General features: G+C 68.6%; 28 protein-coding genes and 1 other RNA gene. 8 read left to right on the top strand and 21 right to left on the bottom strand.

The window, feature by feature from the left end; all coding sequences use genetic code 11:
- Positions 1–6: 6 nt before the first annotated feature.
- The 3 genes from rsmH to rsmI form a co-directional block, all read right to left on the bottom strand.
- Positions 7–963: a 16S rRNA (cytosine(1402)-N(4))-methyltransferase RsmH gene (gene rsmH / locus FIU88_RS11780; RefSeq protein WP_152479381.1), complete on the bottom strand. Its 957-nt coding sequence runs from the start codon at positions 961–963 to the stop codon at positions 7–9.
- 66 nt (positions 964–1029) lie between these two features.
- Positions 1030–1382, bottom strand: an RNA gene (gene rnpB, locus FIU88_RS11785) — RNase P RNA component class A.
- A 32-nt stretch (positions 1383–1414) separates the two neighbouring features.
- The gene (rsmI, locus tag FIU88_RS11790) at positions 1415–2272 is read right to left on the bottom strand and encodes a 16S rRNA (cytidine(1402)-2'-O)-methyltransferase (RefSeq protein WP_152479382.1); all 858 of its coding nucleotides are present in this window, start codon (positions 2270–2272) and stop codon (positions 1415–1417) included.
- A 46-nt stretch (positions 2273–2318) separates the two neighbouring features.
- Between rsmI and FIU88_RS11795 the strand changes: the two genes are divergently transcribed.
- From FIU88_RS11795 to FIU88_RS11810, 4 genes are read left to right on the top strand one after another with little or no spacing between them, the layout of a single operon-like run.
- Positions 2319–4082, top strand: coding sequence for a penicillin-binding protein activator (locus FIU88_RS11795; protein WP_152479383.1), 1764 nt, complete (start codon positions 2319–2321; stop codon positions 4080–4082).
- Complete coding sequence (locus FIU88_RS11800; RefSeq protein ID WP_016854400.1) at positions 4066–4434, top strand: YraN family protein; 369 nt, start codon at positions 4066–4068, stop codon at positions 4432–4434. Before FIU88_RS11795 ends, FIU88_RS11800 begins: the two co-directional genes overlap by 17 nt.
- A gap of 24 nt (positions 4435–4458) precedes the next feature.
- Positions 4459–5052 (top strand): phosphoheptose isomerase, encoded by a 594-nt coding sequence (locus FIU88_RS11805; protein WP_016854401.1) that lies wholly within the window; start codon positions 4459–4461, stop codon positions 5050–5052.
- A gap of 5 nt (positions 5053–5057) precedes the next feature.
- On the top strand, positions 5058–5636 hold the full coding sequence (locus FIU88_RS11810; RefSeq protein WP_016854402.1) for a BON domain-containing protein: 579 nt from the start codon (positions 5058–5060) through the stop codon (positions 5634–5636).
- Between the two features lie 104 nt (positions 5637–5740).
- Here the strand turns inward: FIU88_RS11810 and FIU88_RS11815 are convergent, their stop codons facing one another.
- The 8 genes from FIU88_RS11815 to zapE form a co-directional block, all read right to left on the bottom strand.
- A complete protein-coding gene (locus FIU88_RS11815; protein ID WP_152479384.1) occupies positions 5741–6220 on the bottom strand; it encodes a ClpXP protease specificity-enhancing factor in 480 nt (159 codons plus the stop codon).
- Positions 6221–6275: 55 nt separating this feature from the next.
- On the bottom strand, positions 6276–6902 hold the full coding sequence (gene sspA, locus FIU88_RS11820; protein ID WP_026068356.1) for a stringent starvation protein SspA: 627 nt from the start codon (positions 6900–6902) through the stop codon (positions 6276–6278).
- A 140-nt stretch (positions 6903–7042) separates the two neighbouring features.
- On the bottom strand, positions 7043–7810 hold the full coding sequence (locus FIU88_RS11825) for a cytochrome c1 (protein WP_016854405.1): 768 nt from the start codon (positions 7808–7810) through the stop codon (positions 7043–7045).
- A complete protein-coding gene (locus tag FIU88_RS11830; protein ID WP_152479385.1) occupies positions 7810–9069 on the bottom strand; it encodes a cytochrome bc complex cytochrome b subunit in 1260 nt (419 codons plus the stop codon). The genes FIU88_RS11825 and FIU88_RS11830 overlap by 1 nt, the downstream gene beginning before the upstream one ends.
- Entirely contained in the window at positions 9069–9668 is a 600-nt protein-coding gene (petA, locus tag FIU88_RS11835; RefSeq protein WP_016854407.1) for a ubiquinol-cytochrome c reductase iron-sulfur subunit, read from the bottom strand. Before petA ends, FIU88_RS11830 begins: the two co-directional genes overlap by 1 nt.
- A gap of 221 nt (positions 9669–9889) precedes the next feature.
- On the bottom strand, positions 9890–10279 hold the full coding sequence (gene rpsI, locus FIU88_RS11840; RefSeq protein WP_016854408.1) for a 30S ribosomal protein S9: 390 nt from the start codon (positions 10277–10279) through the stop codon (positions 9890–9892).
- A 13-nt stretch (positions 10280–10292) separates the two neighbouring features.
- A complete protein-coding gene (gene rplM, locus FIU88_RS11845) occupies positions 10293–10721 on the bottom strand; it encodes a 50S ribosomal protein L13 (protein ID WP_016854409.1) in 429 nt (142 codons plus the stop codon).
- Positions 10722–11131: 410 nt separating this feature from the next.
- The gene (gene zapE, locus FIU88_RS11850) at positions 11132–12289 is read right to left on the bottom strand and encodes a cell division protein ZapE (protein ID WP_237738424.1); all 1158 of its coding nucleotides are present in this window, start codon (positions 12287–12289) and stop codon (positions 11132–11134) included.
- Positions 12290–12495: 206 nt separating this feature from the next.
- Here zapE and FIU88_RS11855 point away from each other — a divergent pair, with 206 nt between their 5' ends.
- Complete coding sequence (locus tag FIU88_RS11855; protein WP_016854411.1) at positions 12496–12933, top strand: YhcB family protein; 438 nt, start codon at positions 12496–12498, stop codon at positions 12931–12933.
- An 84-nt stretch (positions 12934–13017) separates the two neighbouring features.
- Here FIU88_RS11855 and FIU88_RS11860 read toward each other — a convergent pair whose 3' ends face one another.
- Positions 13018–13779, bottom strand: a complete 762-nt coding sequence (locus tag FIU88_RS11860) for a Nif3-like dinuclear metal center hexameric protein (protein WP_016854412.1) — start codon at positions 13777–13779, stop codon at positions 13018–13020.
- A gap of 96 nt (positions 13780–13875) precedes the next feature.
- Between FIU88_RS11860 and FIU88_RS11865 the strand changes: the two genes are divergently transcribed.
- A complete protein-coding gene (locus FIU88_RS11865) occupies positions 13876–15120 on the top strand; it encodes a Do family serine endopeptidase (RefSeq protein WP_152479386.1) in 1245 nt (414 codons plus the stop codon).
- A gap of 84 nt (positions 15121–15204) precedes the next feature.
- On the opposite strand, the gene hisD is transcribed toward FIU88_RS11865, so the two are convergent.
- The 9 genes from hisD to FIU88_RS11910 form a co-directional block, all read right to left on the bottom strand.
- On the bottom strand, positions 15205–16527 hold the full coding sequence (hisD, locus tag FIU88_RS11870; RefSeq protein WP_152479387.1) for a histidinol dehydrogenase: 1323 nt from the start codon (positions 16525–16527) through the stop codon (positions 15205–15207).
- A 34-nt stretch (positions 16528–16561) separates the two neighbouring features.
- Positions 16562–17215 carry an ATP phosphoribosyltransferase gene (gene hisG, locus FIU88_RS11875; protein ID WP_016854415.1) on the bottom strand — a complete coding sequence of 218 codons (654 nt, stop codon included), beginning with the start codon at positions 17213–17215 and terminating at the stop codon, positions 16562–16564.
- Between the two features lie 19 nt (positions 17216–17234).
- A complete protein-coding gene (gene murA / locus FIU88_RS11880; protein ID WP_016854416.1) occupies positions 17235–18497 on the bottom strand; it encodes a UDP-N-acetylglucosamine 1-carboxyvinyltransferase in 1263 nt (420 codons plus the stop codon).
- A 13-nt stretch (positions 18498–18510) separates the two neighbouring features.
- Entirely contained in the window at positions 18511–18765 is a 255-nt protein-coding gene (locus FIU88_RS11885) for a BolA family protein (protein WP_016854417.1), read from the bottom strand.
- A 245-nt stretch (positions 18766–19010) separates the two neighbouring features.
- Complete coding sequence (locus FIU88_RS11890; RefSeq protein WP_152479388.1) at positions 19011–19358, bottom strand: lipid asymmetry maintenance protein MlaB; 348 nt, start codon at positions 19356–19358, stop codon at positions 19011–19013.
- Positions 19355–20011: a phospholipid-binding protein MlaC gene (locus tag FIU88_RS11895; RefSeq protein WP_016854419.1), complete on the bottom strand. Its 657-nt coding sequence runs from the start codon at positions 20009–20011 to the stop codon at positions 19355–19357. Before FIU88_RS11895 ends, FIU88_RS11890 begins: the two co-directional genes overlap by 4 nt.
- A 5-nt stretch (positions 20012–20016) precedes the next feature.
- Positions 20017–20481, bottom strand: coding sequence for an outer membrane lipid asymmetry maintenance protein MlaD (mlaD, locus tag FIU88_RS11900; protein WP_016854420.1), 465 nt, complete (start codon positions 20479–20481; stop codon positions 20017–20019).
- 58 nt (positions 20482–20539) lie between these two features.
- Positions 20540–21322: a lipid asymmetry maintenance ABC transporter permease subunit MlaE gene (mlaE, locus tag FIU88_RS11905; protein ID WP_152479389.1), complete on the bottom strand. Its 783-nt coding sequence runs from the start codon at positions 21320–21322 to the stop codon at positions 20540–20542.
- Positions 21319–22131 carry an ABC transporter ATP-binding protein gene (locus tag FIU88_RS11910; RefSeq protein WP_152479390.1) on the bottom strand — a complete coding sequence of 271 codons (813 nt, stop codon included), beginning with the start codon at positions 22129–22131 and terminating at the stop codon, positions 21319–21321. The genes mlaE and FIU88_RS11910 overlap by 4 nt, the downstream gene beginning before the upstream one ends.
- A gap of 188 nt (positions 22132–22319) precedes the next feature.
- On the opposite strand from FIU88_RS11910, the gene FIU88_RS11915 reads away from it, so the two are divergent.
- Complete coding sequence (locus FIU88_RS11915) at positions 22320–23306, top strand: KpsF/GutQ family sugar-phosphate isomerase (RefSeq protein ID WP_016854423.1); 987 nt, start codon at positions 22320–22322, stop codon at positions 23304–23306.
- Between the two features lie 14 nt (positions 23307–23320).
- On the top strand, positions 23321–23878 hold the full coding sequence (locus FIU88_RS11920) for an HAD family hydrolase (protein WP_152479391.1): 558 nt from the start codon (positions 23321–23323) through the stop codon (positions 23876–23878).

Here is a 23878-nt window from a genome sequence, read left to right on the forward strand (position 1 = left end):
CGAGCCTCAGTATCGCTTGCGCGCCACGCGCATCACCGCGCTGCGGGCACGGGGATTGGCCTCGACCTCCTCCGGCCCCGGACGGCGCGCCTTGCCGACGGACTCCAGACGACGCTGGATCTGATCGTCGCGCAGCGGGATGCCCTTGGGCAGATGGGTGTCGCCGCGCACGTGATCACGGATGAAGCGCTTGACCAGGCGATCCTCCAACGAGTGGAAGCTGATCACCACCAGATGGCCGCCGGGTGCCAGCGCCTCGAGGGCGGCCTCGAGCGCGGCATCGAGCTGGTCGAGCTCGCCGTTGACCTGGATGCGCAGCGCCTGGAAGGCACGGGTGGCCGGATGCTTGCCCTTCTCCCAGGCGGGATGGGCGGTCTTGATCACCTCGGCCAGGTCACCGGTGCGGGTGAAGGGTGTCTCGACGCGGCGAGCCACGATCGCCTTGGCCAGCCGACGGGCGAAGCGTTCCTCGCCGTAGGTCTTGAACACCCGGGCGATCTCGCCCTCGGCGGCATGGGCCAGCCAGTCCGCGGCACTCTCGCCACGGGTCGGGTCCATGCGCATGTCGAGCGGGCCGTCACGCAGGAAGCTGAAGCCGCGCTCCGGATCGTCGAGCTGGGGCGAGGAGACGCCGACATCGAGCAGCACCCCGGACAGCCGGCCGTGCAGGCCGCGCGCCTCGGCGAACTCGCCCAGGCGGGCAAACTCGCCCTGGTCGATGGCGAAGCGCTCGTCGTCGATGCTCGCCGCCTCGGCGATGGCCTGGGGATCGCGGTCGATGCCCAGCAGCCGCCCCTCGGGGGCGAGCCGCTCGAGGATCGCCCGGGAGTGGCCGCCGCGGCCGAAGGTGCCGTCCAGATAATGGCCCGCCGGATCATGAATCAGGGCGTCGACGGCCCCGTCGAGCAGCACGCTGGCATGGCGAAAGCCGCGGGGGGCGTGTTCGGGGGCGGATGACGTCATGCACTTCTCTTGGCGGCTGGTCTTGCGAGTGGCGGGGCGCCGCCGAACGGCGACGCAGGGAAAATCGTGGGGAGTCGGCCGATAAGCCGGGTTCTGTCGGGGACAGCCATTCCTCTAGGGGCGACGTCACCGTCGCCCTCAAGCAACCTACCCGAACCCAACGCGGGCCACGCCAACGGGTTCCTATTTGGTCTTGCTCCGAGTGGGGTTTACCGTGCCACGCACTGTTGCCAGGCGCGCGGTGCGCTCTTACCGCACCCTTTCACCCTTACCGGCCTCCCGAAGGAGACGTAGGCGGTCTGCTCTCTGCTGCACTTTCCGTCGGCTCGCGCCGCCCAGGCGTTACCTGGCACTCTGCCCTGTGGAGCCCGGACTTTCCTCCCCCGGATCGCTCCGGCGGCGGCTGTCTGGCCAACTCCCGCGGCAAGCATACCAGCGCCCCGCCACCCCCTCAATCCCCGTCCTTGAGCGCCTGCGCCCTGGCGTACCACTGTTTCTTGGCACCGCCCAGGGTCCGGGCGGTCACCGCCGCGGCCTGCTTGACCCCCACGCCCTCGGCGAGCATGGCGGAAAGCAGCGCATCGGCATCGACGCTGGCCGCCTCGTCGGCCGACTTCGGCGCGGCGCCGGCCACCATCACTACGAACTCGCCGCGGGCCTGATCGGGGTCGTCCGCCATCCTCGCCAGCAGCGCCTCGGGGCTGCCCTCGAGGAAGGTCTCGAAGGTCTTGGTCAGCTCCCGGGCGAGCACCACCCGGCGCGCGCCGAGCACCGTGCCGAGATCGGCCAGGGTATCGCGGATGCGATGCGGCGACTCGTAAAAGACCAGCGTCTCCTCGCGCTCGGCCAGCCCCTCGAGGCGACCGCGCCGGGTGCCGCCCTTGGCCGGCAGGAAGCCCTGAAACAGGAAGCGATCGGTGGGCAGGCCCGCCGCCGAGAGCGCCGCCACCAGGGCACACGCGCCGGGCACCGGCACGATGCGACGCCCGCGGGCGCGCAGCTCGCGCACCAGCACGAAGCCGGGATCACTGATCAGGGGCGTGCCGGCATCGCTGACCAGCGCCACGGACTCCCCGGCGGCCAGCCGGGCATCGATCTGCTCGACCCGCGCCGACTCGTTGTGCTCGTGCAGCGACAGCAGCGGCGGCGCCACGCCCAGGTGGCGCAGCAGGCGCGAGGTGTGTCGCGTATCCTCGGCGGCCACCAGGTCGACCTCGCCCAGCAGCCGTGCGGCACGGGGGGCAAGGTCGTCCAGATTCCCAATCGGCGTGGCGACCACGTACAATACCCCTAAGATGGCGTCTGTCATTTCGGCTCCCGGGAAGCTCTCCGCACGTGAGGACAAGGAAGGATTCATGAAGATTTCGTCTCGCGGCCCGCTGGCCGCCGCCTTCGTGGCAATGTGGCTGGCCGGTTGTGCCTTCCAGCCTGGCATCACCGAACGACAACCCGTCGGCGATCCGGATCAGCTGCTGGCCCAGGCCGAGCAGCAGGCACCCGAGCAGGCCGCGCAGTCGCGGCTTCAGGCGGCCGACATCCTAGCACGCCAGGGCAGCCGCCCCCAGGCGCTGGACATTGCCAAGGGCATCGATGACAGCCGGCTCTCCGCCGAGGATCGCGGCCGCTGGGCGATGCTGCTGTCCGACCTCGGCGAGACCGAGGGTGACACCTCGGCGGTGATCCAGGCCGCCCAGCGGCTCGACGAGCTGCAGCTGTCCGGCGACCAGGCCGCGCTGCTGCGCGAGCGCCAGGCCCGCGCCCTCGGCCAGATCGGCGAAACGCGCGCCGCCACCCAGGCGCTGCTGCGCCTGCAGGCCGACACCGACCGGATCGACCTCAACGACCCGATCTGGGAACAGCTCTCGCAGCTGGCGCCGGGCGCCATCGACGAGCTGCGTGACGGCGCCAGCGAACCGACTCAGGCGTGGCTCGATCTCGCCGAGCTGGTCCGCGCCAGCGGCGGCGACATCGAACGCCTGTTCGCCCGCCTCGACGACTGGCGCGACCGCAACCCCGACCACCCGGCGGCCCGCCAGCTGCCCGCCGACATCCTGGCACTGCGCGACCTGCGCGGACAGGACGTGAGCCACATCGCCGTCTTCCTGCCTGAGTCCGGCCCCCTGGCCGGCGTCGCCGACGCCCTCGAGGAGGGCCTGCGCGCCCATCACATGAACAAGGTGAACGGCGGAAGCCGCGGCACCCAGCTGACCTTCCTGGACTCCTCCGGCGGCAACTTCGACGCCCTCTACCAGGAGGCTCAACAGAGCGGCGCCCAGGTCGTGATCGGCCCGCTGAACAAGGAGGCGGTCACCGCCCTGGAACGCCGCGACCGGGTGCCGATGCCGACACTGGCGCTCAACTACGGCGAGGACGAGCACAGCAGCGCCAAGGGACTCTTCCAGTACGGCCTCTCCGCCGAGGACGAGGCGCGCTCGGTGGCCGCCCGCGGCCGCCAGGACGGCCACCGCAGCGCCTCGCTGCTGGTGCCGGACAACGCCTGGGGTCGCCGGGTCGGCGAGGCCTTCGCCGACGCCTGGCGCGAGCGTGACGGCCAGATCGCCAACGCCGTGCGCTACAACCCCGGCCGGCCGGCCACCGAAAGCACCCGCCGCGCGCTGGGCTCCAGCCGGCCCGACATGCTGTTCCTGCTGGCCCTGCCCGACTACGCCCGCCAGGTTCCGCCGACCATCGACTACTACGCCTACAAGCAGGAGCTGTCGGTCTACGCCACCTCGCATCTCTATGAGGGTCGCCCGCAGCCGCGCCTCGACAAGGACCTGAACGGCGTGATGTTCCTCGACATCCCCTGGCAGATTCCGGATGCCGCCGTGGGCGGCGAAGAGGCCCTGCCCTTCCTCGACAGCTATCGCCAGTTGCGCGAGGAGTCCGACCCCAACATGTTCCGCCTGATGGCCATGGGCGTGGACGCCTACGAGCTGGCCCGTCGCCTGCCGCAGTTCCAGGCCATTCCCGGCAGCGAGATGTTCGGCGCCACCGGCACCCTGAGCGCCGACCAGGACGGCCGCTTCCATCGCCAGCTGCCCTGGGCCCGCTTCGAGGATGGCGTGCCCCAGCCGGCGCTCGACATGAACCGCTTCGCCGATGACGCGTCCCGCTGACGCCCGCGCCCGGGGCGCTCGCATCGAGCGCCTCGCCGCCGACTGGCTGGCGGCCCGCGGGCTCACGCTCGAGGCCGCCAACCAGCACGCCAGGGGCGGCGAGCTCGACCTGGTGATGCGCGAGGGCGAGACCCTGGTGTTCGTCGAGGTCCGCCACCGCCGGAACGCCCGTCACGGCCACCCGCTCGAGACCGTCACCACCACCAAGCAGCGCCGCCTGATCCAGGCGGCGCGTTTTTATCTGCAACGCAACCGGCTATCATGTGCCTGCCGCTTCGATGTGCTGGCCGTCACCGGCACGCCTCCGGACCTCGAATTCATCTGGGTCCCCGGCGCCTTCGAAGCGTTCTGATCGCCCTAGGACCAGGAAGCCAAGATGGATTTCCAGAACCGCATTCTCGGACACTTCAACGCCAGCATCGACACCAAGACCTACGCCAGCGAGGTGCTGCCGCCCTTCATCGAGGTCGCCAGCCAGATGATGGTTCAGGCCCTGGTCAACGAAGGAAAGATCCTGGCCTGCGGCAACGGCGGCAGCGCCGGCGACAGCCAGCACTTCTCCTCCGAGCTGCTCAACCGCTTCGAACGCGAGCGCCCCAGCCTGCCCGCCCTGGCGCTGACCACCGACACCTCGACGCTGACCTCGATCGCCAACGACTACAGCTACAACGAGGTGTACTCCAAGCAGATTCGCGCCCTGGGCCAGCCCGGCGACGTACTGCTGGCGATCTCCACCAGCGGCAATTCCGGCAACGTGGTGCAGGCCATCCAGGCCGCCCACGACCGCGAGATGACCGTGGTCGCCCTGACCGGCCGCGACGGCGGCAACATGGCCTCCCTGCTCGGTCAGGACGACTGCGAGATCCGCGTGCCCGCCACCTCGACCGCCCGCATCCAGGAAGTCCACCTGCTGGTGATCCACTGCCTGTGCGACCTCATCGACGAGCAACTCTTCGGCGCAAGCGAGTGATGCCCATGATCGACAAGTCACGCCTCCTGGGCCTGCCCCTGGTCCTGCTGCTGGCCCTGTCCGGCTGCACCACCATGACGGCGGCCACCAGCTCCGGCCCCATCAACGAGAACTACAGCGAGCGCACCGTCGGCACCAAGGTCGAGGACGACAGCATCGAGACCAAGGTCGCCCACAACCTCGGCAGCACCGACGCCCGCCTCGGCGACGCGCGCATCAACGTCGACAGCTACAACGGCGTGGTGCTGCTCACCGGGCAGGTGCCGAGCCAGGAACTCAAGAACATGGCCGAGCGCATCGCCGGCGAGGTGCGCAACGTTCGCCGCGTTCACAACCAGCTGAGCGTGGCCGCCAACCTGCCGGCCAGCCAGCGGCTCGCCGACACCTGGCTCACGACCCGTATCCGCACCGCCCTGGCCGCCAACGAGGCCATCGACTCCAGCAAGCTGCGCATCGTGACCGAGAACGACAGCGTCTTCCTGATGGGCATCGTGCGCCGCCAGGAAGCCGAACGCGTCGTCGCCGCGGTCCGCAACGTCGGCGGCATGCAGCGCATCGTCAAGGTGTTCGACTACCTCGACTGACGCCCTCTCGCCCCGCCATTCGGCGGCAAGGAACGAAAAACGGCAGGCCCGAGGGCCTGCCGTTTTTCTGTCAATGCTCCGCGCATGACGGCGGAAGGGACGCGCTACTTGACCACGCGCAGCGAGGGACGCCCCTTCTTCGGCGCTTCGTCCGGCTCGCCGCCGGCATCGGCTTCGCCGTCATCAGGCTCGACGTTCTCGACGCTGGACAGACCCGGCGCCTCGTCTTCCGGGGCCTCGTCCGCCACGTCATTGACGTCCTCGGCCGGCATCACCGGCTCATGACCGAACACCATGCCGACGCCGTTCTCACGGGCATAGATCGCGATCAGCGCCTCGGTCGGCACCATGATCTGGGTCGGCTGACCACCGAAGCGCGCCGAGAAGGCGATGGCCTCGTTGGTCATCGACAGATCGCGAATCGCGCTGACGCCGAGGTTGAGCACGATCTGGCCGTTCTGCACGAACTGACGCGGCACCTCGACGCCCGCCTGCTCGGCATCGACCACGATGTAGGGCGTCAGCTCGTTGTCCAGCAGCCACTCGTACAGGGCCCGCGCGATATAGGGACGACTCGATTGCATCGGTTGGCCCTCCAGGAAAGCGGCCCCGGCGCGCTGCCGGGGCGTGAAAGAACATTCAGGGGCGCATCTCGCGCTCGGCTTCGCTCAGCGAGGCTCGGAAGCCATCGCGTTCGAAGACGCGCTCCATGTACCCCATCAGCGGCTTGATCTGCTTCTCCGGCATCTCGATGCCGAGCGCCGGCAGACGCCACAGGATGGGCGCCAGGCAGCAGTCCACCAGGGTGAACTCCTCGCTCATGAAGAACGGCATGTCCTCGAAGATCGGCGAGATGCCGACCAGGCTCTCGCGCAGCTCCTTGCGGGCCTTCTCGGCTTCCTTCTTGGTGCCGTTCTGGATCTGCTCGACCATCGGGCACCATTCGCGCTCGATGCGATGCATCCACAGCCGGCTCTGCGCCCGGGCCACCGGATACACCGGCAGCAGCGGCGGATGCGGGAACCGCTCGTCGAGGTACTCCATCATCACCTTGGACTCATAGAGCACCAGGTCGCGGTCGAGCAGCGTGGGCACGCTGTTGTAGGGGTTGAGGTCGGCGAGCTCCTCGGGGTGGCTCTCCTCGGTGACCTCGACGATATCCACTGCCACGCCCTTCTCGGCGAGCACGATACGCACCCGATGACTGTAATGATCATCGCCCCCGGAATAGAAGATCATCGATGACCGCTTGGCCACTACACCCATGAAACCATCCTCGCATCAGTTCGTGGCGGCATGATAACACGACGTGCCGCCTCCCGGGGCGTCGGTTGGCGCCCCGCTAACGCCACGGCACACGACGCGGGCGCATGGCCGATGCCATGCGCCCGCGCGGCCGGACGTGATCAGTGAATGTCGCGCCAGTACTCGCGCTTGAGCAGATAGGCGATGACGCCGAAGACGAAGATGAAGATCAGCACCTTGGGCGCCAGAGCCTCGGCCTTGAGCCGGGACGGCTCGCCGGCATAGGCCAGGAAGTTGGTCAGATCGTAGACCGCACCCTCGAACTCGTCCGGCTCCATGGCGCCGGGACTCGTCACCTGCAGCACCTCGCAGGACTGGTACTTGCCGGTGAGCGGATCGAGCTCGGCCCCCTCGACGGGGTGTTCACTGGCGGCACAGACCTTCTCCTGCACGCCCTGCAGCGGCTCGAGCACGTTGGGCATCGCCACCAGCGGGAAGACCTGATTGTTGACGCCGGTGGGCCGCGACGGGTCGCGATAGAAGCCGAGGAGATAGGAGTAGATCCAGTCGGTACCGCGCAGCCGCGCCTCCAGGGTCAGGTCCGGCGGCGCCGCGCCGAACCAGCCTTCGCCATCCTCGGCCGACATGGCATTGCGCATCTGGTCGTTGAAGCCCAGCGGCTCGGCGAAGATCAGATGGTCCTCGACCAGATCCTGAGGCATGCCCAGGTCCTCCGCCGCCCGCGAGAAGCGCTGGTACTGCAGGGAATGACAGCCCATGCAGTAGTTGACGAAGAGCTTCATGCCACGCTGCAGCGACGCCCGATCATGAAGATCAGGCGTCATCTCCTGCAGGTGCGCTCCGCCCCCGGCGGCGAACCCGAGCGTCGGAAGCAGGGCCAGGATCAGAGCCAGCAGTCCCTTTTTCATCAGCCAGTCACCCTTTCCGGAACGGGTTTGGTCTTCTCCCAGCGGCTGTAGAACGGCATCAGCAGGAAGAAGGCGAAGTAGAGCACGGTACACAGCTGCGCCAGCACCGTGCGCGCGGCGGTCGGCGGCAGCACGCCGAGCACCCCGAGCACGATGAAGCTCAGCGCGAACAGCGTCAGCATCAGCTTCGAGATCCAGCCCTTGTAGCGAATGGAGCGCACCGGACTGCGATCCAGCCAGGGCAGCACGAACAGCACCGCGATGGCCGCCCCCATGCACACCACGCCGAGGAACTTGGCATCGAGGCCGAACAGCGAGAAGTTGATGGCGCGCAGAATCGCGTAGAAGGGCGTGAAGTACCATACCGGCGCGATATGATCCGGCGTCTTGAGCGGATTCGCCGGCTCGAAGTTGGGCTTCTCGAGGAAGTACCCGCCGCCCTCCGGAAAATAGAAGATCACCGCACAGAACACGAACAGGAAGACGGCCACGCCGACGATGTCCTTGACCGTGTAGTAGGGATGGAACGGAATGCCGTCCAGCGGCTTGCCGCTCTCGTCCTTCCTGGCCTTGATGTCGATGCCGTCGGGATTGTTCGAGCCGACCTCGTGCAGGGCGATGATGTGCAGCACCACCAGCGCCAGGATCACGATCGGCAGCGCCACCACGTGCAGGGCGAAGAAGCGGTTCAGGGTGATGCCGGAAATCAGATAGTCGCCGCGCACCCACTGGGCCAGATCCGGCCCGATGCCGGGAATGGCGGAGAACAGCGAGATGATCACCTGAGCGCCCCAGTAGGACATCTGGCCCCAGGGCAGCAGGTAGCCCATGAAGGCCTCGGCCATCAGCGCCAGGTAGATCGCCATGCCGAAGATCCACACCAGCTCCCGAGGGGCCTTGTAGGAGCCGTAGAGCAGGCCGCGGAACATGTGCAGGTAGACCACGACGAAGAACGCCGAGGCGCCGGTGGAGTGCATGTAGCGGATCAGCCAGCCCCACTCCACGTCGCGCATGATGTATTCGACCGAGGCGAAGGCGCCCTCGGCGGACGGATTGAAGCTCATGGTCAGCCAGATGCCGGTGAGAATCTGGTTGACCAGCACCAGCAGCGCCAGCGAGCCGAAGAAATACCAGAAGTTGAAGTTCTTCGGCGCGTAGTACTTCGACAGATGCTCCTGCCACATCTGCGTGGCCGGGAAGCGATCATCGACCCAGCGCATGACGCCGCGTTCCGCCTTGGGCTTATCGGGATTCGCCATCAGGCCGTCTCCTCATCCTCACCGACGACGATGACGTCGTCACTCTCGAAGCGATAGGGGGGCACCTCCAGATTCAGCGGCGCCGGCACGTTGGCAAATACGCGCCCCGCCAGATCGAAGCGCGAACCGTGACACGGGCAGAAGAAACCGCCCGGCCAGTCGGCGACGCCGACGTCGTCGGCCCCGGGATCCGGCTTGAACAGCGGCGAACACCCCAGATGCGTGCAGATGCCGATCAGCACCCCGATCTCCGGGCGAATGGCCCGCAGCGGACCGCCGGCATAGCCGGGCTGCTGAGGCTCCTCGGAGCCGGGATCGGCCAGCAGCTCACCGCCGAGGGCCTCGGTGCGCTCGATCATTTCGGGCGTCCGATAGAGCACCCACACCGGGCGCCCACGCCACTCGACGGTCATGCGCTGACCGGGCTCGAGCTTGGAGATGTCCGCCTTGACCGGCGCACCGGCGGCACGCGCCCGAGCGCTCGGCTGCCAGGAAGACAAGAAGGGAACCGCTACCCCGACCGCCCCCGCCGCACCGACGACGGAGGTGGCGCCCACGAGGAAACGGCGTCGCCCCTTGTTCACGCCGCTGTCTGTCATTGTTGGTATTCTCCCATCAGCGTTTGCCCGCCCTTCCTGCGCGAGCCACCAGAGCCGCGACCACGAGGTTGAGGAATGCATTCCATGGTAGGTAATGGGGACAGCCTGCACAACACGCCGCGCCGAGAGCCCGACACCAAGGCGCCGGTCTCTTGACCTCGCACAAAAAAAAGCGCCCGGGTCCTGAGGACCCGGGCGCTTTTGACGAGGCTCGTCGCAGCTTAACGCTTGGAGAACTGCGGACGACGACGGGCCTTGCGCAGACCGATCTTCTTACGCTCGACCTCACGCGCGTCACGAGTGACGTAGCCGGCTTCGCGCAGCGGCTTGCGGAAGTCTTCGTTGTACTGCATCAGGGCGCGGGTAACACCGTGACGGATAGCGCCGGCCTGGGCGCTGCCGCCGCCACCCTTGACGGTCACGTAGACGTCGAACTGGCCGAGGGTCTCGGTCAGCTCGAGCGGCTGACGGACGACCATGCGACCGGTGACGCGGCCGAAGAACTCGTCCAGCTCACGGTTGTTGACGGTGATCTTGCCAGTGCCCGGCTTCAGGAAGACGCGGGCGGTAGAGGTCTTGCGGCGACCGGTACCGTAATACTGCTGTGTCATGGCGAAAGCTCCCTCAGATGTTCAGTTCTTGCGGCTGCTGCGCGGCGTGCGGATGCTCGGTGCCGGCGTAGACCTTGAGCTTGGAGTACATGGCACGACCCAGCGGGCCCTTCGGGAGCATGCCCTTGACCGCGGACTCGATGACGCGCTCCGGTGCGTGAGCGATCATCTTCTCGAAGTTCATGGAGCGCAGGCCACCCGGATAACCGGTGTGACGATAGTAGTTCTTGGCGCTCGCCTTGTTGCCGGTGACGTGCACCTTCTCGGCGTTGATCACGACGATGTAGTCGCCGGTGTCAACGTGCGGGGTGTATTCCGGCTTGTGCTTGCCACGCAGGCGGCGAGCGATCTCGGTGGCCAGACGGCCCAGAGTCTTGTCCGCAGCGTCGACGACGTACCAGTCGCGCTGGACGGACTGCGGCTTGGCAGTGAACGTCTTCATGGGTGAATCACCAAATCGATGTATTGGGTCCTGCCCGCCTCGGCGGTTCGGACCATCCCTATTTTTCTTGGTTGCCGCCCGGGGACGACAACGGTCAAGCGCGCGAATTCTACACGCCCTACTCCGTCAGGACAATGCTTTCCGCCCCAAGGCAGGAATCCCTTGCACGAAAACGCTCGAACCAACAGCTGAAAAGTCGAACAGTCAGCGAGCGAAGGCCAGTCCTAGGCCCGCTCCCTACGGGCCAACGCACTTCCCACATCCATGTGGGTCGCAAGGCAAGAATCGGCGAGAAGGCGGACCGGGCTCGCGTGCGAGTTTACCGGCCGTCAATGAGGCCTTTGACCGGGCTCGCGCACGAGCTGATGTTTAGCGCCGTCTAGCCGAGCGCAGCGACTTTCGTGCACCGGCTAGGGCTTGTGCGGCAGGGCCAGATACTCCCTCGACTGCATCTCCTGCAGCCGCGACAGGGTACGCTCGAACTCGAACTCCAGCTTGCCGTCGCGGTAGAGCCGCTCCGCCGGCGCCTCGGCGGACATCAGCAGCTTGACGCCGCGGTCGTAGAACTCGTCGACCATGTTGATGAAGCGCCGCGCCTGGTCGTCGCTGGCGCCATCCATGCACGGCACGCCGGAGACCAGCACGCTGTGATACTCACGCGCCAGCTCGATGTAGTCGTTCTGGCTGCGCGGGCCGTCGCAGAGCTCGTCGAACGCGAACCAGACCACGTCATCGTGGAGCCGACGGCTGTAGAGCACGCGATGATTGATCTCGATCGGCGCCCCGCTCTCGCCCTCGTGCCCGGCGATCTCGCGGAAGCTGCGCGCCAGTTCGGCCTCGGCGGCCTCGTCCAGGGGCGAATGGAAGATCTCGGCGCGCTCCAGGGCGCGCAGCCGATAGTCGATGCCGGAGTCGACGTTGACCACCTCGCAGTGGCGCTCCAGCAGATCGATGGCCGGCAGGAAGCGCGCCCGCTGCAGACCGTCCCGGTAGAGATCGGCCGGCACGATATTGGAGGTCGCCACCAACACCACGTCGCGGGCGAACAGCGCCTCGAGCAGATTGGCCAGGATCATCGCGTCGGTGATGTCCTTGACGAAGAACTCGTCGAAGCAGATCACCCGCGCCTCGGCGGCGAACTTGTCGGCCACCAGGGTCAGCGGATTCTTCTCGCCCTTGTAGTGCTCGAGCTCGTTGTGCACGCGCTGCATGAAGCGGTGGAAGTGGGTGCGCATCTTCTCGGGAAACGGCAGCGCCTCGAAGAAGGTATCCACCAGGTAGGTCTTGCCACGACCCACGCCGCCCCAGAAATAGAGCCCCGTCACCTCGGGAAGCACCGGCGCCTCGGGCTCGCTGCGCTTGCCGAACAGTCCGGCCATGCGCGACTTGAGCCCCTTGCCGGCCGGCGTGGGCCGGGCGCTGTCGCGCGGCCTGGCCAGCAGCTCGTCGAACAGGCGCTGCAGATGCGCCACGGCCTGCTCCTGGGCAGGGTCGTGCGCGAAGTCGTCGCGCTGGAGATCGGCACGATAGCGCCCCATCGGGGTATTCGGCTCGGCGGCAGTCGGCATCCTGTGACTCTCGCTCATGGACATGGGGGCGACGGTCCTCGGCATCCGGTGAAAGGGAGGGATTATACGCGCCCGGCCGGCGCTTGGCATCGCCGACCGGCCGTTGACCCCGGCGACCGCCTCGGCCCTATAATGGGCCGCCGGGGCCGCCCGGCGCTGGAAGCCGGCCGCCGATGCCGAGCCGATCGACCGCTCAGGAGAATGATGTGGAACTAAGCAATATCAACTGGATGCTGGGCGCCGCCTGCCTGCTGGCCGGCATCGGCCTCGGGGTGCTGGGCTATCACCTGATGAACGCCGGAGCTCGTAACGCACAGATGCTGCGCCAGCGCCTCGCCGAACGCGACCGCCAGCTGGCCGAACTGCGCGACGGCGTCGGCGAGCACTTCGAGCGCCTCGGCAGCCTCGCCGCCGCACTGAACAAGGAAGTCGGCGAGGCCACGAGCCGCCTGGCCGTCGAGGCGCCGCACCGCCCCGACCTGGCGGCGGCCACCGCCACCATGCCCGAGCCCGAGGAAGCCGCCACCACGAGCGACGACGTGGCCGCGCCCCGCGACTACGCCGACGGCAACCGCGGCACCCTCTCCGAGGACTTCGGCCTCAAGCAGAGCGACGGCGACGCCCCCCAGCCGCCGCGCTACTGAGATACCGCCCTCGGGGCCTCGAGACGCCGCCCGCTGCCCATGGCAGCGGGCGGCGTCTTCGTTTCCGGGGCGCGCCCCGAATCACTAGGCCGGGTTATCGATATCCACGAAGCGATGCTCGATGCCGAACTCCGCGGCGAGACGCTCGCCCAGCGCCTGGACGCCGTAACGCTCGGTGGCGTGATGTCCCGCCGCCAGGTAGTGGATCCCCAGCTCCCGCGCCAGATGCGTGGTGCGCTCCGAGATTTCGCCGGAAATGAAGGCATCGGCACCGGCCGCCGCCGCCTCGGCGATCATGTCCTGGGCGCCGCCGGTGCACCAGGCCACGCGCCGGACCTCTCCGGCGCCCGGCGCCTCGACCAGCAGCGGCTCGCGGCCCAGCCGCTCGCCGACATGCTCGGCCAGCGCCGCCGCGCTCAGCGGTGCGGCAGGCCGCCCCAGCCAGATCAGACCCTCGCCGAGCTCGCCGTCGGCACAGCCCTCCGCCGTGAAGCCGAGCCGCTCGCCCAGCCGCGCGTTGTTGCCGAGTTCGGCATGGGCATCCAGCGGCAGGTGATAGGCCAGCAGGCCGATCTCATGGCCCAGCAGGGTCGCCAGCCGACGGCGTTTCATGCCGGTGACGGCCACCGGCTCGTTCTTCCAGAAATAGCCGTGATGGACCAGCAGCAGGTCGGCCTCCCAGGCCACCGCCTCGTCGAGCAGCGCCTGGCAGGCGGTCACGCCGCTCATCACCCGGGTGGCCCGCTCACGGCCTTCGACCTGCAGGCCGTTGAGGGTGTAGTCCTTGAAGCGCGCCGGTGACAGCAGCCGATCGCAGGCCGCCACCAGTTCCGCGGATGTCGTCATGAAGCCTCCGGACGGTTCATTCGTGCAATGTTACAATCCACGCATTCTAAACCGCCCCGCCGCCCCGCGACCACGCACCAGAAGGAAGCCCGCCGCATGCGACGCGCCCTCCCCTACCTGTGGCCCATCCTGATCGGCCTGCTGCTGGCCATCGTGCTGCTCAATGCCTTCCCGCGACTGGTGGGGCGCCAGGCCACGCCCCCCGTCACCGATACGCCCACGGTGCAGGTGCCGTCGTTGCCCGAGGCGACTCCGACCGCCGAGGACGTCGAGCGGCCGGCACCCAGCCTGCGCGAGGCCCCACCGATGACACGCGGCGAAGGGCCGGCGAGCTACTCCAGCGCCGTGGAGCAGGCCGCACCGGCGGTGGTCAACGTCTACTCCTCGCGCGTGGTGAAGCGCGACAGCCATCCGCTGATGTCCGACCCCTTCTTCCGCCAGTTCTTCGGCGACGACGCCCCGCGCCGCCAGCGCATGCTGTCGAGCCTGGGCTCGGGCGTGATCGTCAGCGACGACGGCTACGTGCTGACCAACCATCACGTCATTCGCGGCGCCGACCAGATCCAGGTGGCCCTGCGCGACGGCCGAGAGACCCTCGCCGAGGTGATCGGCACCGATCCCGAAAGCGACCTGGCGGTGCTGCGCATCGACCTCGACGACCTGCCGGTCATCGAGCTCTCCGACTCCGACCAGGCGGCGATCGGCGACGTCTCGCTGGCCATCGGCAACCCCTTCGGCGTCGGCCAGACCGTGACCATGGGCATCATCAGCGCCACCGGCCGCAGCCACCTGGGGCTCAACGCCTACGAGGACTTCATCCAGACCGATGCCGCCATCAACCCGGGCAACTCCGGCGGCGCCCTGATCAACCCGGAGGGAGCGCTGGTCGGCATCAACACCGCCATCTTCTCGCGCTCCGGCGGCTCCCAAGGCATCGGCTTCGCCATTCCCGCCAACCTGGCGCGCAGCATCCTCGAGCAGATCGTCACCCAGGGGCGGGTGATACGCGGCTGGCTGGGCGTCGAGGCCCAGGAGCTGAACCCCGAGCTCGCCGCCTCCTTCGGCCTCGAGGCCCCCACCGGGGTGATCATCGCCGGCGTGGTGCCCGATGGCCCGGCGGACGCGGCCGGCCTGCAACCCGGCGACGTGCTGCTCGAGGTGAACGATCGCCCGATCCTCGACCCCCGCCAGACCATGAGCGACATCGCCGACATCGAACCCGGCACCGAACTGCCGGTCACCGTGGTGCGCGGCGGCGAGAGCCTCGAGATCACGCTGCGGGTCGCCGAGCGCCCCACGCCGTCACGCCCGCTGTCCGTCGAGGAGAGCGAGACGCCCTGATTCATCCCGCTGCCCACAACGAACGCGGCCCCGTCATCGACGGGGCCGCGTTCGTTGTGGCGCCTGGCAAGGCCCGAAGGGGCCTCAGTCGCGGATGCGATACTCGGCGCTGCGGGCATGGGCGGTCAGCGATTCGCCGCGGGCCAGCACCGAGGCCGTGCGGCCCAGCGTCGAGGCACCCTCGGCGGAGCAGCCGATCAGCGAGGAGCGCTTCTGGAAGTCGTAGACGCCCAGCGGCGAGGAGAAGCGCGCCGTGCCCGAGGTCGGCAGCACGTGATTCGGCCCCGCGCAGTAGTCGCCCAGGGCCTCGGCGGTGTGGCGGCCCATGAAGATGGCGCCGGCGTGGCGCACCTCGGGCAGCCAGCCCTCCGGGGCCTCGACCGACAGCTCCAGGTGTTCCGGCGCGATGCGGTTGATCAGCGCCACCGCCTCGTCGCGATCGCGGCACTGGATCAGCGCGCCGCGCTCGGAAAGCGAGGTGCGAATGATCGCCTCGCGCTCCATGGTCGGCAGCAGGCGCGCCATGGCGTCGCCGACCGCGTCCAGATGATCGGCATCCCAGCTCACCAGGATCGACTGGGCATCCTCGTCGTGCTCGGCCTGGGAGAACAGGTCCATGGCCAGCCAGTCGGCGTCGTTGCCGCCGTCGGAGACCGCCAGGATCTCCGACGGGCCGGCGATCATGTCGATGCCGACCTGCCCGAACACGGCCCGCTTGGCGGTGGCCACGTAGATGTTGCCGGGGCCGACGATCTTGTCCACCCGCGGCACCGTCTCGGTGCCGTAGGCCAGCGCGGCCACGGCCTGGGCGCCGCCGATGGTGAAGACATGATCGACGCCCGCCAAGTGGGCGGCGGCCAGCACCAGCTCGTTGAGCACGCCGTCCGGGGTCGGCACCACCATGACGATCTCGCCGACGCCGGCCACGTGGGCCGGCAGCGCGTTCATCAGCACCGAGGACGGGTACGCCGCCTTGCCGCCGGGCACGTAGATGCCGGCGCGGTCCAGCGGCGTGACCTGCTGGCCGAGCAGCGTGCCGTCTTCCTCGGTGTAGGACCAGGATTCCGGCTTCTGGTGCTCGTGGTAGCGCCGCACGCGATCGGCGGCGGTGGCCAGCGCCTGGCGCTGCGCCTCGGGCAGGCCCTCGAAGGCCTGGCGCAGGCGATCCGGCCCCAGGGTCAGATCGGCCATGCTCGACGCCGAAAGGCGATCGAAGCGGTTGCTGGTCTCGACCACGGCGGCATCGCCGCGGGTCTTCACGGCCTCGAGGATGTCGGCGACACGGCGCTGGACCTCGTCGTCGGACACGCCCTCCCAGGCCAGCAGGGCATCGAGGCGCGCCTCGAAGTCGGCGTCGGCGGTGGACAGACGCGCGATCTCGAGACGGCCGGCGGACACTTCACTCATGACGGTTCCTTTCCTCTCGGGGATGACCGGCGGCTCAGGCCGGCGCCTCGGCGCTGCGACGCTCGACCGCCTCGCGCAGCCGGGCGATCAGCGGCTTGAGGCGATCGTGCTTCATGGTCATGGCCGCCTTGTTGACCACCAGGCGGGTGGAGATCGGCGCGATCAGCTCGCGCGGCTCCATGCCGTTGGCCCGCAGGGTGTTGCCGGTATCGACGATGTCGACGATCTCGTCGGCCAGGTTCATCAGCGGCGCCAGTTCCATGGCGCCGTAGAGCTTGATCACCTCGGCCTGGATGCCCTGCTCGGCATAGTAGCGCTTGGCCACGTTGACGAACTTGGTGGCCACCCGGCGCCGAGCCTGGGACGGCTCGGCGCCGCTGACGCCCGCGGTCATCAGCCGGCAGCCGGCGATCTCCAGGTCCAGCGGCTCGTAGAGCCCCTCGGCGCCATGCTCGAGCAGCACGTCCTTGCCCGCCACGCCCACGTCGGCGGCGCCGAGCTGGACATAGGTCGGCACGTCGGTGGCACGGATCACCACCAGCTTGACGTCCGGCAGGTTGGTGTCGAACAACAGCTTGCGGCTGGCCCCGAGGTCCTCGGCGGGCGTGATGCCCGCCTCGGCCAGCAGCGGCAGGGTCTCGTCGAGAATGCGGCCCTTGGAGAGGGCCAGAATCAGTTGCTTGCTCATGGTCTCGCCTGTTGTCGGCTCAGCCCGGGATGCGCCGGATCCTGGCGCCCAGCAGCTGCAGTTTTTCCTCGATGCACTCGTAGCCACGATCGATGTGGTAGATGCGATCGACCAGCGTCTCGCCCTCGGCCATCATCGCCGCGATCACCAGCGACGCCGAGGCCCGCAGGTCGGTGGCCATGACCGGCGCGCCGGACAGGCTCTCGACCCCGGTGATCACCGCGGTGTTGCCCTCGAGCGCGATGCTCGCGCCCATGCGGTTGAGCTCCTGGACGTGCATGAAGCGGTTCTCGAAGATCGTCTCGACCACCCGCCCGGTGCCCTCGGCCACCGCGTTCATGGCCACGAACTGGGCCTGCATGTCGGTCGGGAAGGCCGGATAGGGCGCGGTGCGCACGTTGACCGCCTTGGGCCGCTTGCCGTGCATGTCCAGCGCGATCCAGCCCTCGCCGGTGGTCACGCTGGCGCCGGCCTCCTCGAGCTTGGCCAGCACCGCCTCGAGGATATCGGCGCGGGTGTTGCGCACCTTCACCTTGCCCCGCGACAGCGCCGCGGCGACCAGGAAGGTGCCGGTCTCGATGCGGTCCGGCATCACGTCGTGCTCGGCGCCGTGCAGGCGTTCGACGCCCTCGACGACGATGGTGTCACTGCCGTGGCCGCGAATGTTGGCGCCCATCTTGATCAGGCACTCGGCCAGATCGATGACCTCGGGCTCGCGGGCGGCGTTCTCGAGCACCGTGGTGCCCTCGGCCAGCACCGCGGCCATCAGCAGGTTCTCGGTGCCGGTCACGGTAACGGTGTCGAAGAAGATGGTCGCGCCCTTGAGGCGACCGTCGACCCGCGCGCGGATGTAGCCACCCTCGACGCGAATGTCCGCGCCCATGGCCTCGAGGCCGCGGATATGCAGATCGACCGGCCGGGAGCCGATGGCGCAGCCGCCGGGCAGCGACACGTCGGCCTGGCCGAAGTGGGCCAGCAGCGGGCCGAGCACCAGGATCGAGGCGCGCATCTTCTTGACCAGCTCGTAGGGCGCGTGACAGTCGGTCACCTGGGCACCATTGAGCTGGATGCTCATGCGCTCGCCCATCACCGGCTGCACGCCCATGTGGCCGAGCAGCTCGAGGGTGGTGGTGATGTCCTGCAGATGCGGCAGGTTCCCGATGGTCACCGGCTCATCGGCCAGCAGGGTCGCGCAGAGAATCGGCAGGGCGGCGTTCTTGGCGCCGCTGGCCCAGACCTCGCCATCGACGGGGCCGTTGCCGGTAATGATCAGCTTGTCCATGTCACCTCGAGCCTCAGGCCCCCTTGTTCTCGGCGGCACCCTGCCACTGCTCGGGGGTGTAGGTCTTGATGGTCACGGCGTGCAGGGCGCCGGAGGCGATCTCGTCGGACAGCGCGCCGTAGATCAGCTGCTGGCGCTTGACGCGGGACAGCCCCTCGAACACCTCGCCGACGGCGACCACCTGGAAGTCGCAGCCCTCGCCCTGGATATGGAATTCGCAGCCATCGAGCCGGCTCTCGAGCAGCGCCTTGACCTCAGTGGGAAGCATCGAACCCTCGCTAGAAAATGGTTGATCCGTGAAAGCGCCACCGCAACGCGATGGCGGGACGAACAGCCGACCATGGTAATGAAAAGCGACGCCGTTGGCGACGTTCGCGTAGGCGACGCGTGCGGTCGGCGACAGCCACGCCGACAGCGTGTCGGCCGGCCGGCGAGCGTCGCCATGACAGGCCTCGGCATGAAAAAGGGCCGGGAGCGATGCTGTCGCTCCCGGCCCCTTGCGCATGGCCCCGCTCACGCCTCGGCGGCGTCGACGCTCGCCTGCACCGGCAGCAGGGTATCGACACCCGCGACCTCGGTCAGCCGGGCCAGCGGCGGCGACAGACGCACCGCCTCGAGCTCGAGGCCGCTGGCCCGGCTCTGGCGCGCCCATTCCAGCAGCACGCTGACCGCCGCACTGCTGACGCGCCCCACCCCACCGAGGTCGAAGACCACGCGGCTGCCCTCGCTCAGGCCGGCGAGCCAGCGCTGGCCGGTCGCGGCGATCTCCGCGGCGCTGGCGAAGTCGACCTCACCGGACACCGACAGCACCTCGCCGTCGGCCTCGAGACGATTGGCGCCGTTGTCCAGCAGCACGCTCATCCCTCGTCGCCCTGCTCCAGCTCCTCGACGGCGAGCTCCGGCGCCCAGCCATCGATCACGGCATCGTAGTCGCGGTTCTGGTCGCGCATCGCCTGATCGAACTGGTTGCGGAAGGTCAGCCCCAGGTTGATGCCATTGACGATCACGTTGACCACCTTCCACTGGCCGTCATCCTGGCGCAGCGAATAGCTGACCGGATAGACGGTGCCGTCGCTGGCCACCACTTCCATCTCGACGCTGGCCTGATCCTCGTAGCGCGAGGCGTCCTGGTTCTCGAGCACCCGGATGTCCTGATAATCGAAGGTCACCAGGCCCTTGGCGTAGGTGTCGATCAGGGTCTGGCGGAAGGTGTCGACGAAGCGCGAGCGCTGCGACGGAGAGGCGTTGCGGAAGTAGCGCCCCATCACGCTGGCACCGATGTAGCGGAAATCGGCCACCTGCTCGAGGCTGTCGTCGACCACGGCCTCCAGCTCGCCGGGGTGCTCGCGGTAGTAGTCCTTGCGCCCCTCGATGTCGCCCATCAGCTCATCGACGCTGTCGCGGATCATCTGCTCGGGGGTGTTGGCCTGGGCGATCGCCGGCAGCGCCGCCAGGCACATCGCCAGCAGCATCAGCACGCCGGCCAGGCGCCGGGAAAGGCTCGTTGCATTCATCGGGTTCACTCCTTGGCCATGTTGGACACGAACTGCTGGATGAGCTCTTCCAGCACCAGGGCGGACTGGGTATCGCGAATGCGATCGCCGTCCGCCAGCGTCTCGGGGGCGCCGCCCACCGACAGCCCCACGTACTGCTCGCCGAGCAGCCCGGAGGTGAGAATCGCCGCGGTGGTGTCCTCGGACAGCTGGCCCTCGAGCTCATCATCGAGCGTCAGCACCACCCGCGCGTCGTACCACTCCGAGTCGAACTCGATGCTCTCGACCCGGCCCACCGTGACCCCGGCCATGGTGACCCGGGCGCGCGGCTTGAGGCCGCCGACGTTGGCGAAATTGGCCTCCAGGCGGAAGTCGTCGCCCGGGGGTTCGAGACTCAGACCGCTGACCCTCAGGGCGAGGAACAGCAGCCCCAGGATGCCGGCCAGCATGAACAGGCCGACGCCCAGTTCCATCGTCTTGCTGCGCTTCATTCCATGTCTCCACAAATCCGCGGCGGCGCCCGGCCGCCATCTTGCCCGCCCGTCGGACTCAGGCGAGCCCGCCGAACATCAGGGCGGTCAGTACGAAATCCAGCCCCAGCACCGCCAGCGAGGCGTAGACCACGGTACGCGTGGTGGCGCGGGCGATGCCCTCCGAGGTCGGCACCAGGGCATAGCCCTGATAGACCGCGATCCAGGTGACCACCAGGGCGAACACCAGGCTCTTGACCAGGCCGTTGAGCACGTCATCGACGAACTCGACGCTGGCCTGCATGTTGCCCCAGTAGGAGCCCTCGAAGACGCCCAGCCACTTCACCCCGACCAGCTCACCGCCCCAGACGCCGATCACGCCGAAGCCGATGGTCAGCAGCGGCAGGGCGACGAAGCCGGCCCACAGGCGCGGCGCGACCACCCGGCGCAGCGGGTCGACGCCGATCATCTCCATGCTGGTGAGCTGCTCGGTGGCCTTCATCAGGCCGATCTCGGCGGTCAGGGCCGAGCCGGCGCGGCCGGCGAACAGCAGCGCCGCCACCACCGGCGCCAGCTCGCGCAGCAGCGACAGCGCCACCATCTGCCCGAGCGCATCCTCGGCGCCGAAGTCGACCAGGATGGTATAGCCCTGCAGGCCCAGCACCATGCCGATGAACAGGCCCGAGACCAGCACGATGGCCAGCGACAGCACGCCGACGAAGTACATCTGGCGCAGCCACAGGCGAATGCCCTCGGCGGAGGGCACGCCGACGGCCGACTGCACGAGCAGCAGGGTCGCCTGGCCGAGCCCCTCGGTCAGATCGCAGCCCATGCGTCCCAGGCGCCGAATCAGAGCGGTCATCGCGGCCCTCCCGTGCCGAGCAGATCGTCGTGGAAGCTCATGGCGGGATAGTGGAACGGCACCGGGCCGTCCGGCTCGCCGTGGATGAACTGACTGACCCGCGGGTCACGATCCACGTCGAGACTCTGCGGCGTGCCCTGGGCCATCACCCGACCGTCGGCGATCACGTAGACGTAGTCGGCAATGGACAGCGTCTCCTTGATATCGTGCGACACCACCACGGCGGTCAGCCCGAGGGCGTCGTTGAGCCGGCGGATCAGCTGCACCAGCACGCCCATGGAGATCGGGTCCTGGCCGACGAAGGGCTCGTCGTAGAGGATCAGGTCTGGGTCCAGGGCGATCGCCCGCGCCAGCGCCACGCGCCGCGCCATGCCGCCGGAGAGCTCCGACGGCATCAGCCCGCGGGCGCCGCGCAGCCCCACGGCCTGGAGCTTCATCAGCACCAGGTCGCGGACCATCGATTCGGGCAGGTCGGTATGCACGCGCAGCGGGAAGGCCACGTTCTCGAACACGTCGAGATCGGAGAACAGCGCCCCGCTCTGGAACAGCATGCCCATGCGGCGACGCAGCCGGAACAGCGCCTTGCGCGACAGGCCGTGCACGTCCTCGCCGGCGATCCGCACCCGCCCCGCATCGGGCACGAGCTGGCCGCCGATCAGCTTGAGCAGAGTGGTCTTGCCGGTGCCGCTGGGCCCCATGATCGCGGTGATCTTGCCGCGGGGCACTACCATATCGAGACCGCGGAAGATCTCCGTCTCTCCGCGAGAGAAGCGCAGGCCCTCCACCTCGATGAGGGGAGAATCAGTCATCCATTGAATTCCCTGATAGATTATCGAACATCGTATCCTAACCATCGCCCGGGGCGCCAGCGCCGTCATGTCCCGGCTTGCGCCGAGCGGCCTCAGCGGGTTCAATGAGCGCCCTTTTGCGCGGCCCGCCGGCGCCGATTCGGCCGCCCGCCCTTGAGCCCAACCCCGCGACAGGCAACAATCCTCTCATGACAGACGATTCCTCCTTCCCCGCCGGCCTGCTGGCCAGCGCCGAACGCACCCTGCGGCTGGAGCAGCAGGCCGTCGGCGCCCTCGTCGAACGCCTCGACGGCGACTTCGAGCGTGCCTGCGAGCTGATACTGGCCTGTCGCGGCCGCGTGGTGGTCACCGGCATGGGCAAGTCCGGCCACATCGGCAGCAAGATCGCCGCCACCCTCGCCAGCACCGGCACCCCGTCCTTCTTCGTGCATCCGGGCGAGGCCAGCCATGGCGACCTGGGGATGATCACGCCCGGCGACGTGGTGCTGGCGCTGTCGAACTCCGGCGAGACCGCCGAGGTCACCGCCCTGCTGCCGCTGATCAAGCGCCTCGGCGCACCGTTGATCAGCATGACCGGCCGCCCCGGCTCGACCCTGGCTCGCCACGCCGAAGCCCATCTGGACGCCGGTGTCGAGCGCGAGGCCTGCCCGCTGGACCTGGCCCCAACCTCCTCGACCACCGCCGCCCTGGCGCTGGGTGACGCCCTGGCCGTGGCACTGCTCGAGAGCCGCGGCTTCACCGCCGAGGACTTCGCGCTCTCGCATCCCGGCGGCAGCCTCGGCAAGCGCCTGCTGCTCAAGGTCTCGGACCTGATGCACCAGGGCAGCCGCCTGCCGAAGGTCGCGCTGGGCAGCCCGCTGCGCGATGCGCTGCTGGAAATCACCCGTCAGGGGCTCGGCTTCACCTGCGTGATCGCCCCCGACGGCCTGCTGGCCGGGGTCTACACCGACGGCGACCTGCGCCGCACCCTGGATCAGTTCAACGACCTGTCGTCGCTGACGGTGGATCAGGTGATGACCGTGCCCGGCAAGCGGGTCTCGCCCGACACCCTGGCCGCCGAGGCCGTGCGCCTGATGGAAGACAACCGCATCACCGCGCTGGCCGTGGTGGACGACGACGGCCGCCCGGTGGGCGCCCTGCACATGCATGACCTGCTGGCCAGCGGCGTCATCTGACCCAAGGAGATTCCATGTCCTCAGACGCCCCCCTGCAGCATCCGGACCTGGTCGAGCGGCTGCGCCGTGTGCGCCTGCTGGCCCTGGACGTGGACGGCGTGCTGACCGACGGCCGCCTCTACTTCGATGCCGACGGCGACAGCCTCAAGGCCTTCCACACCCTCGACGGCCACGGCCTCAAGCTGGTGCAACGCGCCGGCATCCAGGTGGCGCTGATTACCGGCCGCGACTCGCCGATGGTCACTCGCCGCGCCAGCGCGCTCGGCATCCGACATCTCCATCAGGGCATCGAGAAGAAGCTGCCGACGCTGCGCCAGCTTTGCCGGGACCTGGCGCTGGACCTCTCCGAGATCGCCTACTGCGGTGACGACCTGCCCGACCTGGCCCCGATCCATCGGGCCGGCGTCGGCATCAGCGTGCCCGGCGCGCCGAGCTACATCCGCCGGCACGCCGACTGGGTCACCGAGCGCGAGGGCGGCCATGGCGCGGTACGCGAGATCTGCGACACCCTGCTCCAGGCCCAGGACCGGCTGGACGCCGTGCTCGACACCTACCTGAACGGCCAGGACTGA

It is taken from the genome of Halomonas sp. THAF12, assembly GCF_009363675.1.
Lineage (GTDB): Bacteria > Pseudomonadota > Gammaproteobacteria > Pseudomonadales > Halomonadaceae > Halomonas > Halomonas smyrnensis.

Excerpts from the sequence above, each read along its gene's own strand:
- rsmH (WP_152479381.1), bottom strand. The coding sequence starts at position 963 with ATGACGTCATCCGCCCCCGAACACGCCCCCCGCGGCTTTCGCCATGCC.
- rsmI (WP_152479382.1), bottom strand. The coding sequence starts at position 2,272 with ATGACAGACGCCATCTTAGGGGTATTGTACGTGGTCGCCACGCCGATT.
- FIU88_RS11795 (WP_152479383.1), top strand. The coding sequence starts at position 2,319 with ATGAAGATTTCGTCTCGCGGCCCGCTGGCCGCCGCCTTCGTGGCAATG.
- FIU88_RS11800 (WP_016854400.1), top strand. The coding sequence starts at position 4,066 with ATGACGCGTCCCGCTGACGCCCGCGCCCGGGGCGCTCGCATCGAGCGC.
- FIU88_RS11805 (WP_016854401.1), top strand. The coding sequence starts at position 4,459 with ATGGATTTCCAGAACCGCATTCTCGGACACTTCAACGCCAGCATCGAC.
- FIU88_RS11810 (WP_016854402.1), top strand. The coding sequence starts at position 5,058 with ATGATCGACAAGTCACGCCTCCTGGGCCTGCCCCTGGTCCTGCTGCTG.
- FIU88_RS11815 (WP_152479384.1), bottom strand. The coding sequence starts at position 6,220 with ATGCAATCGAGTCGTCCCTATATCGCGCGGGCCCTGTACGAGTGGCTG.
- sspA (WP_026068356.1), bottom strand. The coding sequence starts at position 6,902 with ATGGGTGTAGTGGCCAAGCGGTCATCGATGATCTTCTATTCCGGGGGC.
- FIU88_RS11825 (WP_016854405.1), bottom strand. The coding sequence starts at position 7,810 with ATGAAAAAGGGACTGCTGGCTCTGATCCTGGCCCTGCTTCCGACGCTC.
- FIU88_RS11830 (WP_152479385.1), bottom strand. The coding sequence starts at position 9,069 with ATGGCGAATCCCGATAAGCCCAAGGCGGAACGCGGCGTCATGCGCTGG.
- petA (WP_016854407.1), bottom strand. The coding sequence starts at position 9,668 with ATGACAGACAGCGGCGTGAACAAGGGGCGACGCCGTTTCCTCGTGGGC.
- rpsI (WP_016854408.1), bottom strand. The coding sequence starts at position 10,279 with ATGACACAGCAGTATTACGGTACCGGTCGCCGCAAGACCTCTACCGCC.
- rplM (WP_016854409.1), bottom strand. The coding sequence starts at position 10,721 with ATGAAGACGTTCACTGCCAAGCCGCAGTCCGTCCAGCGCGACTGGTAC.
- zapE (WP_237738424.1), bottom strand. The coding sequence starts at position 12,289 with ATGCCGACTGCCGCCGAGCCGAATACCCCGATGGGGCGCTATCGTGCC.
- FIU88_RS11860 (WP_016854412.1), bottom strand. The coding sequence starts at position 13,779 with ATGACGACATCCGCGGAACTGGTGGCGGCCTGCGATCGGCTGCTGTCA.
- FIU88_RS11865 (WP_152479386.1), top strand. The coding sequence starts at position 13,876 with ATGCGACGCGCCCTCCCCTACCTGTGGCCCATCCTGATCGGCCTGCTG.
- hisD (WP_152479387.1), bottom strand. The coding sequence starts at position 16,527 with ATGAGTGAAGTGTCCGCCGGCCGTCTCGAGATCGCGCGTCTGTCCACC.
- hisG (WP_016854415.1), bottom strand. The coding sequence starts at position 17,215 with ATGAGCAAGCAACTGATTCTGGCCCTCTCCAAGGGCCGCATTCTCGAC.
- murA (WP_016854416.1), bottom strand. The coding sequence starts at position 18,497 with ATGGACAAGCTGATCATTACCGGCAACGGCCCCGTCGATGGCGAGGTC.
- FIU88_RS11885 (WP_016854417.1), bottom strand. The coding sequence starts at position 18,765 with ATGCTTCCCACTGAGGTCAAGGCGCTGCTCGAGAGCCGGCTCGATGGC.
- FIU88_RS11890 (WP_152479388.1), bottom strand. The coding sequence starts at position 19,358 with ATGAGCGTGCTGCTGGACAACGGCGCCAATCGTCTCGAGGCCGACGGC.
- FIU88_RS11895 (WP_016854419.1), bottom strand. The coding sequence starts at position 20,011 with ATGAATGCAACGAGCCTTTCCCGGCGCCTGGCCGGCGTGCTGATGCTG.
- mlaD (WP_016854420.1), bottom strand. The coding sequence starts at position 20,481 with ATGAAGCGCAGCAAGACGATGGAACTGGGCGTCGGCCTGTTCATGCTG.
- mlaE (WP_152479389.1), bottom strand. The coding sequence starts at position 21,322 with ATGACCGCTCTGATTCGGCGCCTGGGACGCATGGGCTGCGATCTGACC.
- FIU88_RS11910 (WP_152479390.1), bottom strand. The coding sequence starts at position 22,131 with ATGACTGATTCTCCCCTCATCGAGGTGGAGGGCCTGCGCTTCTCTCGC.
- FIU88_RS11915 (WP_016854423.1), top strand. The coding sequence starts at position 22,320 with ATGACAGACGATTCCTCCTTCCCCGCCGGCCTGCTGGCCAGCGCCGAA.
- FIU88_RS11920 (WP_152479391.1), top strand. The coding sequence starts at position 23,321 with ATGTCCTCAGACGCCCCCCTGCAGCATCCGGACCTGGTCGAGCGGCTG.